The organism is Pseudomonas sp. Ag1, assembly GCF_000278565.1.
Taxonomy (GTDB): Bacteria; Pseudomonadota; Gammaproteobacteria; order Pseudomonadales; family Pseudomonadaceae; genus Aquipseudomonas.
In genome coordinates, this window is record NZ_AKVH01000081.1 from 19,129 (window position 1) to 32,596 (window position 13,468).

Genomic DNA, 13,468 nt, shown 5'->3' on the forward strand with positions numbered 1-13,468 from the left:
GCTCTGGCCAAGGTGCTTGTGTGGCGAGGGAGCTTCTGTGGCGAGGCAGCTTGCTCCCGCTCGACTGCGCAGCAGTCGCAAACCAGACGACTGGTATTTAGTGAATGGCTTTGGGGCTGCTTCGCAGCCCAGCGGGAGCAAGCTCCCTCGCCACAGGGGTCATGTTCACAACAAGCTGTTGGGTTCACAGGTGAAACCGCCCCCCGCCCTGCCCCAGCGCCGTCGCCAGCGCATCGAACCCATCCAGCAGCAACTGATCATCCCCCGACGTATTGCAGATGCTCGCCCGAATGAATTGCGGCACCGCCGTCTGCCCCACCGCGAACGCTTCGGCTGTCGCAATCAGGTAATTGTTCTGCTTTAACTCCGCTTCGATTTCCGACGCGCGCCATGGCTCCGGGACTTCGATCCAGAAGTGCGGGCTGTTCAGGTGAGTGCGGTACTCCAGCCCGATCAACAAACCTTCCACCAGTGCCTTGCGGCGGCTGATTTCCTGGATCTGCTGGTGCAACAGGTGTTCCGCCGTGCCGTTTTCGATCCACTGGGTCGCCAGTTCCAGGGTGACCGGCGTGGCCATCCAGCAGGTGGAACGCAAGGCCGCAGAAATCCGGCTGACCAGCGCCGGCGGTGCATGCACGTACCCAACGCGCAAGCCTGCCGATACCGCCTTGCTCAGGCTGCTGATCAGAATCGTACGCTCCGGGGCAAAATGACTCAGGGGCGGCGGACGGTCTTCCACCAGCACACCGTGGGCCTCGTCCTCGAGAATCAGCAGATTGTGCTCGCGGCACACTTTGACCAGCGCCTCACGGCGCGCGACCGATAGCACCGCCGTCGTAGGATTCTGGATGGTCGGCGTGCAGTACAACGCCGACACCCGGTGATTGCGGCAGACTTCATCCAGCGCCCCCGGCAGCAGCCCTTCTTCATCCATTTCCAGGCCGATCAGGCGGATGCCCAGCATGCGCGCGGCGGTGATCAACCCTGGATAGGTCAACTGTTCGGTCACCACCGTATCGCCGGCTCGCAACAGCGCCATCATTGCGCAGAGCAACCCATGCTGGCCGCCGTTCACGCAAATCACCTGCTCGGGAATCGGGTGGAAATCCCGCTGCACCAGCCACTGCGCACCCGCCGCCCGGTAACGCGGCAGCCCGGCATCCGGTGTGTAGGCACTGATGTCCTGCAGGAACTTGGCGTTGTTCGCCAGCGTCTGGAAGCTCTGGGCCAGGAACGTGGTCTCCTGCCCGGGGATGTGCATGTTGCGGCTCATATCAAAGTATTGCCGCGGCTCGTCGCTGAAGTTGCGAAAGCCTTCATCCCGCTGGCGCTCCATCCCACGCTTGCGTACGAAAGTGCCGTCGCCCACCCGCGCCACTACCAGCCCCAGGCGTTCCAGCTCACCGTAGGCGCGGCTGATGGTGCCAATGGTTACCCCCAGATTGTCGGAAAGCACCCGATGAGGCGGCAGTTTTCTTCCCGGTTCAATCAAGCCTTCAAGGATGCCTCGCTCCATGACATCGGACAGGCGCTTGTACTTCACGCCCTGCCCGTTGGAGAGTCCTTCTCGCATAATTGACACCATGTCAATATTTGTTTTGACAGCCATCATTCGCCCTAATAGTGTGCTTTTACGGGTTCAATCACCGAATCATGGCACTCAATATAGAGGTCAATTCGGTCTCATGGAAGCAATGTCACGATGCCAATGTCCGCCGTTCTCGAAAATGCTGAAAAAACAAAAACTCACAAGCAGTGGTTGGCCGGGCTGATTACCAGTGTGATGTTCCTGATCGTGTGTCTCAGCTGGGGCACTACCTGGCTGGGCATCAAGATCGCTGTGGAAAGCGTGCCACCGCTGACCTCCGCCGGGCTGCGGTTCCTGATCGCGTTTCCGCTGTTCCTGTGTTTCGCCTGGGTGCGCCGCGAGCCGATCCTGTTTCCCCGGGAAAGCCGCTGGTTCTTCGTGTTTGTGACGCTGTCCTACTTCAGCGTTCCGTATTACCTGCTCAACTACGGCGAGATGCATGTCTCGTCCGGCCTCACCGCGCTGCTGTTCAGCTGCATGCCGGTGTTTATCCTGATTTTCTCCGCGCTGTTCCTGCGCGAGCGCATCTACTTTTCCCAGGTGATCGGTATCGCCATCGGGTTCGGCAGCCTGTACATGATCATCAAGAGCCAGGGCCTGCACCTGGACCACGCCGAGTTCTTCGGGGTGCTGGCGATCCTGGCTGCGGCGATCATGCATGCCTTGTGCTACGTGATTACCAAGAAACAAGGCAGTGCGATCAGCGTTATCACCTACAACACCCTGCCCATCGGCATTGCCGGGTTGATGCTGTTTGTCGCGGGGCTGTGGTTTGAAACCCCGACCTTTGAAGACATCACCCTGCGTTCCTGGAGTGCGCTGTTCTACCTCGGGCTGGTGGCCTCGGTGGGCGGCTTTATCGTGTATTTCATGCTGCTCAAGCGCCTGAGCCCGATCATTCTGTCCTTCGTGTTCATCATCTTCCCGGTGTTCGCGGTGATCATCGGGGCCTGGTACGAGGGCGTGCAGATTTCCAGGGACCTGATGATGTATTCGGCGATCCTGCTGGCCGGCTTTGCCATCACCAAGCTGCCCATCGAAAAGCTCCTGGCGAAGAAAAACTGAGATGAAGGTCCTGAGCCCAAGCGCACTGGAGCAGATTTACGCCCACGCCGACCGCAGCTACCCCGAGGAATGCTGCGGCTTTGTTTTCGCCGATGGCAGCGTGTACCTGGGCAGCAACATCCAGAACGAGCTGCACCGCAAGAACCCCGAGATGTATCCACGCAGCGCCGCCAACGGCTACACCTTTTCGGTGGCCGACACGCTGATGATGAACAAGGCGTTTCGCGGTGATAACCCGGTGGTGGTGATCTACCACTCCCACCCTGACGTCGGCGCGTATTTCAGCGACGAAGACCAGGACAAGGCCCTTTTCATGGGCGAGCCGATCTACCCCGTAAGCTACCTGGTGGTGGATGTTCGCCAGGGCAAGACCCAAGGTTCCAAGCTGTTTGCCTGGGATGGCAAACACTTCGCCCAAAAACCCTTCAACGACCTGCAAACGGAGTTGTGCATGAACGCTGTCTCTTTCCCCGACATCCTGGTCCGCGTGGCCAAGCTGCCAGCATCGACCCTCGAGGGTGCCGGATCGACATTGCGCGAAGTCATTGAAAACCTCTGCATCGAGCACCCGCAATTGCGGGCGCACCTGCTCTACGAGAACAACCAGCTCAAGGAACACTTCCTGTTCACCGCCGAAGAGGAACTGATCGACGCCAACGACCGGTTGCCCGAAAAAGCCAAAATCGAAGTGTTGCTGGCCACTTCCGGCGGCATGGACGTCGACCAACTGAGCAACGAAGAAGTGCAGCGCTACGTGCGCCACATCACCCTGCCCGGCGTCGGCCGCGAAGGCCAGTTGAACCTGAAGAAAGCCCGCGTGCTGATCATCGGCACCGGCGGCCTCGGTTCGCCCATCAGCCTGTACCTGGCGGCAGCCGGCATCGGCACCCTGGGGCTGGTGGATTTCGACGTGGTGGAAAGCAGCAACCTGCAACGCCAGATCGTCCACGGCAACAGCACCCTGGGCCTGCCCAAGGTCGAGTCCGCCAAGCAGCGCTTGCAGGACCTCAACAGCCACATCCAGATCAACACCTACGACACCGCCTTCAACACCGACAACGCCCTGGAACTGGTGGGCGCCTATGACCTGGTGATCGACGGCACCGACAATTTCGAAACCCGCTACCTGGTCAACGACGCCTGCGTGCAGTTGGGCAAGCCGTTGGTGTACGGCGCCATCTACCGCTTCGACGGGCAGATCAGCGTGCTCAACTATAAAGGCGGGCCGTGCTATCGCTGCCTGTTTCCCCAGGCACCACCGGCGGAACTGGCGCCCAACTGCAGCGCCGGCGGGGTCATCGGCGTATTACCCGGGGTGGTCGGGATGATCCAGGCCACCGAGGCGATCAAGCTGCTGATCGGCATTGGCGAACCACTCTCGGGCCGGCTGATGCGCTTTGATGCGCTGGCGATGAAGTTCAGCGAGATCCGCTTCAAGCGCCGCGCCGACTGCCCTTGCTGCTCGGAACTGCGCCACAGCCAAACCATCGCCCCCGCCGTCTGCGCCGACGCCCTGCCAAGCCAACCGTCGCTGGCTGAAGAGCGCTACATCAAGCCGCGGGTGCTCAAGCAACTGCTCGAGCAACACAGCAAGGCCGACGTACTGCTGGATGTGCGGGACGCCAGCGAGCTGGAAGTGTGCAAGTTGCCGGGGGTGGTGCACATCCCGCTGGCCGAGCTCGACGGGCAACTCGCCAACCTCAGCCGCGACAACACCCACTACCTCATCTGCTACGCCGGGACCCGCGCGGAGCAAGCCGCCAGCACCTTGCTGGCCGCCGGATTCGCCAACACAAAAGTACTGCAAGGTGGCATGAAACACTGGGTTCGCGACGTCGAACCCGACATGCCTTTGTACTGATCAGCGGCCATGGGCTCTTACTTGATGTTGCATAACTCGATACTCGACGCCATTGGCCAAACGCCCATCGTGCGCCTGGAACAGTTTTCCGAAGACCTCGGCATCGAGGTCTACGCCAAGCTGGAATCCCTCAACCCCGGCGGAAGCCACAAGGCACGCATCGCCCTGGGCATGATCCTCGACGCCGAGCGCCGGGGCATTCTGATTCGTGGCTCAGGCCAGACCATCATCGAGCCCAGCGGTGGCAACACCGGCATCGGCCTGGTGATGGCCGGTAACGTGCTGGGCTACAAAGTGGTGCTGGTGATCCCCGACAACTACAGCCCCGAGAAGCAGAAACTGCTGCGCCTGTACGGCGCCAGGGTGGTGCTGTCGGACAGCCGCCTGGGCAACAATTCCCACGGCGAAAAGTGCATGGAGCTGCAGCTGGCAAACCCCAGCTACGTGATGCTCAACCAGCAGCGCAACGGCGCCAACCCGCAGACCCACCGTGACACCACCGCCCGGGAAATCATCCGCGCCTTCGGCGAGCTGCGTGTGGACTACTTCGTCAGCGGCATCGGCACCGGGGGCCATATCACCGGCATCGGCGAAACCCTCAAGAGCACCTGGCCGGCGATCCGCGTGATGGGGGTGGAGCCGGAAGAGTGCGACCTGCTCAGCGACCGCCATGCGCCGCACCATATCCAGGGCCTGTCGATCGGCTTGATCCCGAGCATTCTCAACGTCGCGATCATTGACGGAATGCTCAAGGTGTCGCGCCAGGAATGCCTCGACATGATCAAACGCATCATGCGCACCGACGCCATCAGCCTCGGGCTGTCGTCGGCCGCCAACATGGTAGCCATCGCCAAGCTGGCGCCGGAGCTGCCCACCGACACCGTCGTGCTGACCATGGTTTACGACAGTGCCGACAGCTATCTGCCCTGTTTTGAATAACAACTATTGCGGGGGTGCCTCCATGGGGGGCTTTATCGACATGCAACAACTGCACGATGAGTTGCTCACCCACCTCATCACCACGCTTACGCCTGCGCAGTTGAAGCAGCTGGAGGCGCATCTCGCGCCGCTGATCCAGGCGGCGGCCCAGGCGGTGGCCGAAGACCTGATCGCCTATGCCTGGCGCGACCCGGCGTCCCGTGGGCGCGGAGAGCTGATCCTGGAGTCCTACGCCTCGTTCAAGGCCGTGCTGTATTACCGCCTGGCGCACCTGGTGTGGAATTTCCCGGACAAGAACAACGGCGTGTTTTCCGCCATCGCCCTGAAGCTGAGCAACCAGGGCAAGATCCTGTCCGGCGCCGAAATTCACCCCGCAGCGCGGATCGGCCGGCGCTTTGTGCTGGACCACGGTTACGGCACGGTCATCGGTGAAACCTGCGAGATCGGCAACGACTGCTACATCCTCTGCGGCGTGACTCTCGGCGCCCGGGGCATCGCCAACAACCCGGACGGCAAGCGCCACCCGCGGCTGGGCAACAACGTGGAAGTCGGCTCCGGCGCACGGGTGCTCGGTTACGTGCTGATCGGCGACAACGTGTTCATCAGCCCGTCCTGCGTGATCACCCAGGACGTGCCGGCCGGCACCAAGGTCAAGGTGGTCAACCAGATCCAGTTGCAGAAAAACGATGAGTCGGACCACAGCAATTACCTCGGCGCGTTTGCCCTCGACGAACGCCTGCACGTGGTGGGCGAAGTCAACGCCAGCCACAAGGTGACGGTATTGGACGCTGACTTTCATCCCCTGCCCGGCCTGCTGCTGGAGCCGACAGTCAAGGAACGTCATCACCTGCAATTCCGCCTGCGGCACATCGAAACCAACGCCTACCCGCCGCGCCTGCCGCTGAACCTGAAAGTGACCGGGCCCGAATTTGAAATCACCCTGCTATCTCCTCCTGGCTTGAGCGCGATGGTTCGTCGCCTGCTGCAAGCCAGCCCACTGATCGTCGGAGGTTGAACATGTCCGTGCACACCATGGAAACCCTCGCGCTGTTCGACAGCGCGCCTTACCAGAATGCCTTCAGTGCGCGGGTGATTGCCGTCAGCGAACAGGGAATCGCCTTGGAGCACACGCTGTTCTACCCCACCGGCGGCGGCCAACCGGGGGACACCGGTCATTTCATCCTGCCCGACGGCAGCCGCGTCGACATCACCGGCACCGTGCGTGACCCGGTGCTGCGCTCGATCATCTGGCACCAGGTAGAACACTGCCCCGAGCAACTGGCCGCCGGGATGCAGGTAGACGCCAGCCTGGACTGGGAACGTCGCTACCAGCACATGAAAATGCACACCTGCCTGCACCTCCTGTGCTCGATCATCGACGCTCCGGTGACCGGTTGCAGCATCGGCGCCGACAAGGGCCGCCTGGATTTCGACCTGCCGGAAATGACCCTCGACAAAGAGACCATCACCCGTGACCTCAATGCCTTGATCGAACAGGCTCATGGGGTGAAAACCCTGTCCATGCCCGCCTCGGAGTATTCAACCCTGCTGCAGATCACTCGCACCCAGGCGGTGGCGCCACCGGTCATCCAGGGGGCAGTACGGGTGATTGAAATCGCCGGGATCGATATCCAGCCCTGCGGCGGCACCCATGTGACCAATACCGAGGAAATCGGCCGGGTGTTCTGCGAAAAAATCGAGAAGAAGAGCAAACACAATCGCAGGGTGATCCTGCGGTTTGAATAACCGCCGAGCGACGACCGGGGCGCCGACGCCCTAGTCGCCGTTCGTACAGGAAACTGACAGCAAATTTATGCGCTTGTAACATTCAGAAACGTACAATCCCGCCAGCAACGCCTCGTTGCCCCTGACTCGCGAAAACAGCGCCCGCCCTTCTCGGTGGGTCATTCGTGCAGCAGCTAAGCTCACTCCCATCACGCCCCTGAACCTGAACGCTGCAGGAATGACTGCCTATGAAAAGAGTGTTCCGTCACTACATCCCTGCATCCACATTGCGCTTGCTACCCAACCGCTGGGATTTGGTCGCCCTGCCCCTGGTGATCGGCTTTTTACTGTTTTTCTCCATCACTGCGCGGGAAACCTGGGCGCCTATCGCCACCTTGCAGAGTGAAGTGATCTCGCTGGACCCGGCCAACCTGCCGGAATACGCGATGCGCACCACGATGCGCATGCTGGCGGCGATGGTTGCAGCGCTGGTGTTCACCCTGTTGTACGGCACCCTGGCCGCCAAAAGCCGGCGCGCCGAGAAACTGCTGGTGCCCGTGCTCGACATCCTGCAATCAGTACCAGTGCTGGGTTACATCTCGTTCACAGTGACGTTCTTCCTGCTGCTGTTCCCCGGGCGTGTGCTCGGCGCGGAGTTCGCGGCCATCTTTGCGATTTTCACCAGCCAGGCCTGGAACATGACGTTCAGCTTCTACCAGTCGCTGCGCATGCTGCCCCATGACCTGGTGGAAGTGTCGACCAACCTGCGACTTTCCGGTTGGCAGCGGTTCTGGAAGCTCGACGTGCCCTTCGCCATGCCCGGGCTGGTGTGGAACATGATGATGAGCATGTCCGGCGGCTGGTTTTTCGTGGTCGCCTCCGAGGCCATTACCGTCGGCGACAAGACCATCACCTTGCCGGGCGTGGGCTCATACCTGGCCCTGGCGATTGCCCAGAAAGACCTGCACGCCGTGGGTTACGTGATCCTGGCGATGATTGTGGTCATCCTGATGTACGACCAGTTCCTGTTCCGCCCGCTGGTGGCCTGGGCCGACAAATTCCGCATGGAAACCACCGCCTCCCAGGGTGCCGCGCCGCAATCCTGGCTGCTGAACCTGATCCAGCGCACGCGCATCGTCCAGCGCATCCTGCGGCCTGTCACCCGCGCCATCAGCCGCATTGGCAACAAGCGCTTCAGCCTGGCGGGCGGTGCACTCAAGGCGCTGCCGGCAGAAACCCCGAAAGCGTCAAAAGTGATCGACTGGGTATGGGGCGCACTCATCGCGCTGCTGGCCGCTTATGCGCTGTACCACATCGTGCAGTACGTCGGCACCGAAGTGACCCTGGCCGAAGTCGGCCATGTATTCGTGCTAGGGCTGATCACGTTGTTGCGGGTGGTCGGCCTGATCCTGATCGCCTCGCTGATCTGGGTGCCGCTGGGCGTGATGATCGGCTTGCGCCCTGCGCTTGCGGAAAAAATCCAGCCGCTGGCGCAGTTCCTTGCGGCCTTCCCGGCGAACCTGCTGTTCCCGGTGTTCGTCATCGTGATCCTGCACTACAACCTCAACCCGGATATCTGGCTGAGCCCGCTGATTGTGCTGGGCACCCAGTGGTACATCCTGTTCAACGTGATCGCCGGAGCCAGCGCGTTCCCGAATGACTTCAAGGAAGCCGCCGCCAACTTCCGCATTCGCGGCTGGTTGTGGTGGCGCAAGGTGATGCTGCCGGGGATTTTCCCGTACTACGTCACCGGCGCGATTACCGCCTCGGGCGGTGCCTGGAACGCCAGTATCGTGTCCGAGTACGTGTCCTGGGGCCACGACAACGTGGTCGCCCACGGGCTGGGCGCCTACATCGCACAAACCACCGCGGCCGGCGACTTCCCGAAGATCGCCCTGGGCGTGGTGGTGATGTCGATCTTCGTGGTGGCGTTCAACCGCGCTGTGTGGCGGCCGATGTACGCCATGGCTGAAAACAAACTTCGTCTGAATTGATGGGACTCGCTGTGATGACTACCTATACCGAGCATGCCGCCGACACTCCGGAAATCTACTCGTTGAAAAACGTGAACCGGGTGTTCGGCAAAGGTAAAGACGAGCTGCAAGTCCTCAGCGGCGTGAACTTGAGCCTGCACGAAGGCGAGATTGTCGGCATGCTCGGCCGGTCCGGCTCGGGCAAGTCGACCTTGCTGCGCATCATCGCCGGGCTGATTCAGCCGTCGTCGGGCGAAGTGCGCTACAACGGCGCGCCACTCACCGGCCCGGCCGAAGGCGTGGCCATGGTGTTCCAGACCTTCGCGCTGTTCCCGTGGCTGACCGTGCTGGAAAACGTCGAGGCCGGCCTGCAAGCCTTGCAGGTCGAGCGCAAGGAATCCCGCAGGCGCGCCCTGGCGGCCATCGACCTGATCGGCCTGGACGGTTTTGAAAACGCCTACCCGCGCGAACTGTCCGGCGGCATGCGCCAACGCGTGGGTTTCGCCCGCGGGCTGGTGGTGAACCCGACCCTGCTGCTGATGGACGAACCGTTCTCGGCGCTGGACGTGCTCACCGCTGAAACCCTGCGCACCGACTTGCTGGATCTGTGGAGCGGCAAGCAACTGCCGATCAAGTCGATCCTGATCGTGACCCACAACATCGAAGAAGCGGTGCTGATGTGCGACCGTATCCTGGTGCTGTCGTCCAACCCTGGCCGGGTGGTGGCCGAGATCAAGGTGCCGTTTGCCCACCCGCGCAACCGCCTGGACCCGACCTTCCGGCAAATGGTCGACGACATCTACGCCCTGATGACCGACCGCCGCAGCGCCGACGCGAGCAGAGGTTTGCCTGAGCTGAAAATGGGCAGCCTGTTGCCGGAAGTCTCCACCAACCTGATGGCTGGCCTGATCGAAACCCTGGCCGCCGAGCCCTACAACGGCCACGCCGGCCTGCCGACCGTGGCTGAACGGCGTTTGCTGGAAGTCGACGATCTGTTCCCGGTGGCGGAGATGCTTGAGCATTTGGGCTTCGCCGAACTCAAGGGTGCCGATATCACCCTGACCGATGCCGGCAAACTGTTCGCCGACTACGGCACCCAGGAGCGTAAAACCCTGTTCGCCGAACACTTGATCCGCCACGTGCCATTGGCCGCGCGCATTCACCAGGTGTTGCTTGAGCGCAGCGGCCACCGGGCGCCACGGGTGCGCTTCGAGCAGGAACTGGAAGACTCGATGACGGAAGCCTTTGTGGAGAAAACCCTGGAAAGCGTGGTGGCCTGGGGGCGGTATGCGGAGATCTTCTCCTATGACGACCATACCGAGACGTTCAGCCTGGATGATGTGGAAGGCAGCATGTAGGTTTAATGTGGGAGCGGGCTTGCTCGCGAATGCGGAGTGTCAGCCAATGCATATATGGCTGATCCACCGCATTCGCGAGCAAGCCCGCTCCCACATTTGACCAGTGGTGTTCTTCAGATGACGAACAGGTCCACAAACCGGTTTACCGCAGTGGCCTCAAGCCGTGCCTGATCCTTGCACAGCGCAAAAATCTCGGCACTGCGCTGCGCGGTAAACCGGGTCGCCAGGTTGGCCTTGAACTTGTCTTCCAGCAACGGAATGCCATCCACCCGACGGCGACGGTGGCCAATCGGGTATTCCACGGCCACCTGTTCGGTGCTGGAACCATCCTTGAAGAACACCTGCACCGCATTGGCGATGGAGCGCTTGTCGGCCTCCAGGTATTCGCGGCTGTAGCGCGGCTCCTCGACGATGACCATCTTTTCGCGCAGCTCATCGATGATCGGATGGGCCGCGTGGAATTCATCTTCGTATTGCTCGGCCACCAGGTTGCCAAACGCCAGCGGTACGGCGGTCATGTACTGCAGGCAATGATCGCGGTCCGCAGCGTTGGCCAACTGCCCGACCTTGGAGATGATCCGGATCGCCGATTCGTGGGTGGTGATCACAATCCTGTCGATCTCATGCAGGCGGTGCTTCACCTGTGGGTGCAGGGTGACTGCTGCCTCGCAGGCGGTTTGTGCGTGGAACTCGGCGGGGAAGCTGATCTTGAACAGTACGTTCTCCATCACATACGTGCCATAGGGCTGCGACAGGCTGAAGGCGCGCTTGTCTTCGGGCTTGAGCGCCAGGTCCTTGTTGGTGTGGCTGAACAGCACGTCATAGAAGCCCCACTGCGGCGCGCTCAACACACCGGGAATGCCCATCTCGCCGCGCATGGCGATATCCGCCAGGCGCACCCCGCGACTCGACGCGTCCCCCGCCGCCCACGACTTGCGCGAACCGGCGTTCGGCGCATGACGGTAAGTACGCAATGCCTGGCCATCGACAAACGCCTGGGACAGGGCCGACAGCAGTTGCTCACGGTTGGCGCCCATCAGCTTGGCGGTGACGGCGGTGGAGGCGACTTTCACCAGCAGCACGTGGTCAAGGCCGACACGGTTGAAGGAGTTTTCCAGGGCAATCACACCCTGGATTTCGTGGGCCATGATCATCGCCTCAAGCACTGCCCGCACGGTCAGCGGTGCGTCGCCGTTGGCCACGCGTTTTTGCGAGAGATGGTCGGCGACCGCGAGGATGCCACCGAGGTTATCGGAAGGGTGACCCCATTCGGCGGCAAGCCAGGTGTCGTTGTAGTCGAGCCAGCGCACGATGCAGCCGATGTCCCATGCGGCCTTGACCGGGTCCAGGCGGAACGAGGTGCCCGGCACCCGTGCGCCGAACGGCACCACCGTGCCTTCGACGATCGGCCCCAGGTGCTTGGTGCACTCCGGGAAACGCAGGGCCAGCAGGCCGCAACCGAGGGTGTCCATCAGGCAGTTGCGGGCGGTGTCGAGGGCATCGCGGGATTCGATCCTGAAACTCAGTACGTAGTCGGCGATGTCCTGCAGGACTTGGTCGTAGTCGGGGCGGTTGTTCTGGTCGACGTTGGCGCTCATGGCAGTACTCCAAAGTGGGTTAGGTGTGGTCCATCCTCAGGGTCAGGGTGTTCGTTCCCACGCTCTGCGTGGGAATGCCGCCTTGGACGCTTCGCGTCCCGTACGGCGCAAGGGTGACGCAGAGCGTCACGGGATGCATTCCCACGCAGAGCGTGGGAACGATCGGTTAGAAAGCGTCGCCGGGGACGCGTACGAACCCTTCCATCAACACTCGCGCACTGCGGCTCATGATGGCTTTTTTCACGACCCATTCACCGTCGACCTGGCTGGCCTCGGCGCCTACGCGCAACGTCCCGGAGGGATGCCCGAACCGCACTGCATTACGCTCCACGCCGCCCGCCGCCAAATTCACCAGCGTGCCGGAAATCGCCGCCGCCGTGCCAATCGCCACCGCCGCCGTGCCCATCATCGCGTGGTGCAACTTGCCCATGGACAGCGCCCGCACCAGCAGGTCGACATCACCCGCCCTGATCGCCTTGCCGCTGGACGCCACGTAGTCCGCAGGCCGCGCCACAAACGCCACCTTCGGCGTGTGCTGACGCTGGGCCGCTTCGTCCAGGTGTTTGATCAAGCCCATGCGCAGCGCACCATGGGCGCGGATGGTTTCAAACATCGCCAGGGCCTTGGGGTCGCCATTGATCGCGCCCTGCAACTCGGTACCGGTGTAACCCAGGTCCTGGGCGTTGATGAAGATGGTGGGAATCCCGGCGTTGATCAGCGTCGCCTTGAATGTGCCGACACCCGGCACGTCCAGGTCATCCACCAGGTTGCCGGTAGGGAACATCGAGCCACCGCCGCCCTCTTCTTCCGCCGCCGGGTCCATGAATTCCAGCTGCACCTCGGCGGCCGGGAAGGTCACGCCGTCGAGTTCGAAGTCGCCGGTTTCCTGCACCGCACCGTCGGTGATCGGTACGTGAGCGATGATGGTCTTGGCGATATTCGCCTGCCACACCCGCACCACGGCCACGCCGTTGTGCGGAATGCGCGCGGCATCTACCAGGCCGGCGCTGATGGCGAACGAACCCACCGCCGCCGACAGGTTGCCGCAGTTGCCACTCCAGTCCACGAACGGTTTGTCGATGGACACCTGGCCGAACAGGTAGTCCACGTCGTGATCGGCGCGGGTGCTTTTGGCCAGGATCACGGTTTTGCTGGTGCTGGAAGTCGCGCCGCCCATGCCGTCGATTTGCTTGTCATACGGGTCGGGGCTGCCGATCACCCGCAACAACAACGCATCCCGCGCCGCGCCCGGCACCTGGGCCGACTCGGGCAAATCCTTGAGGCTGAAAAACACGCCTTTACTGGTGCCGCCACGCATGTAGGTGGCGGGAATCTTGATCTGCGGTACGTGTGCCATGGTG

At 62.0% G+C, this 13,468-nt stretch carries 10 protein-coding genes; 7 read left to right on the forward strand and 3 right to left on the reverse strand.

Annotated features, from left to right (window positions below; genetic code table 11):
- Nucleotides 1-184 precede the first annotated feature (184 nt).
- Entirely contained in the window at nt 185-1,609 is a 1,425-nt protein-coding gene (locus A462_RS24735) for an aminotransferase-like domain-containing protein (protein ID WP_032899027.1), read from the reverse strand.
- A 150-nt stretch (nt 1,610-1,759) separates the two neighbouring features.
- Here A462_RS24735 and A462_RS24730 point away from each other — a divergent pair, with 150 nt between their 5' ends.
- From A462_RS24730 to A462_RS24700, 7 genes are all read left to right on the forward strand, one after another.
- Nucleotides 1,760-2,653, forward strand: a complete 894-nt coding sequence (locus A462_RS24730; RefSeq protein WP_166742189.1) for a DMT family transporter — start codon at nt 1,760-1,762, stop codon at nt 2,651-2,653.
- A gap of 1 nt (nt 2,654) precedes the next feature.
- Nucleotides 2,655-4,514 (forward strand): molybdopterin-synthase adenylyltransferase MoeB, encoded by a 1,860-nt coding sequence (gene moeB / locus A462_RS24725; protein ID WP_008432662.1) that lies wholly within the window; start codon nt 2,655-2,657, stop codon nt 4,512-4,514.
- A gap of 24 nt (nt 4,515-4,538) precedes the next feature.
- Nucleotides 4,539-5,453: a PLP-dependent cysteine synthase family protein gene (locus A462_RS24720; protein ID WP_032899029.1), complete on the forward strand. Its 915-nt coding sequence runs from the start codon at nt 4,539-4,541 to the stop codon at nt 5,451-5,453.
- A gap of 22 nt (nt 5,454-5,475) precedes the next feature.
- A complete protein-coding gene (locus A462_RS24715) occupies nt 5,476-6,468 on the forward strand; it encodes a serine O-acetyltransferase (RefSeq protein WP_003214992.1) in 993 nt (330 codons plus the stop codon).
- 2 nt (nt 6,469-6,470) lie between these two features.
- Nucleotides 6,471-7,199: an alanyl-tRNA editing protein gene (locus A462_RS24710; RefSeq protein ID WP_003214990.1), complete on the forward strand. Its 729-nt coding sequence runs from the start codon at nt 6,471-6,473 to the stop codon at nt 7,197-7,199.
- A 227-nt stretch (nt 7,200-7,426) separates the two neighbouring features.
- On the forward strand, nt 7,427-9,172 hold the full coding sequence (locus A462_RS24705) for an ABC transporter permease (RefSeq protein ID WP_003214988.1): 1,746 nt from the start codon (nt 7,427-7,429) through the stop codon (nt 9,170-9,172).
- A 14-nt stretch (nt 9,173-9,186) separates the two neighbouring features.
- Complete coding sequence (locus A462_RS24700) at nt 9,187-10,509, forward strand: ABC transporter ATP-binding protein (protein ID WP_008432668.1); 1,323 nt, start codon at nt 9,187-9,189, stop codon at nt 10,507-10,509.
- 113 nt (nt 10,510-10,622) lie between these two features.
- On the opposite strand, the gene prpD is transcribed toward A462_RS24700, so the two are convergent.
- Both prpD and prpF read right to left on the reverse strand, forming a co-directional pair.
- Nucleotides 10,623-12,107 (reverse strand): 2-methylcitrate dehydratase, encoded by a 1,485-nt coding sequence (gene prpD / locus A462_RS24695; RefSeq protein ID WP_008432670.1) that lies wholly within the window; start codon nt 12,105-12,107, stop codon nt 10,623-10,625.
- Nucleotides 12,108-12,273: 166 nt separating this feature from the next.
- The gene (prpF, locus tag A462_RS24690) at nt 12,274-13,464 is read right to left on the reverse strand and encodes a 2-methylaconitate cis-trans isomerase PrpF (RefSeq protein WP_008432672.1); all 1,191 of its coding nucleotides are present in this window, start codon (nt 13,462-13,464) and stop codon (nt 12,274-12,276) included.
- Between the last annotated feature and the right edge of the window lie 4 nt (nt 13,465-13,468).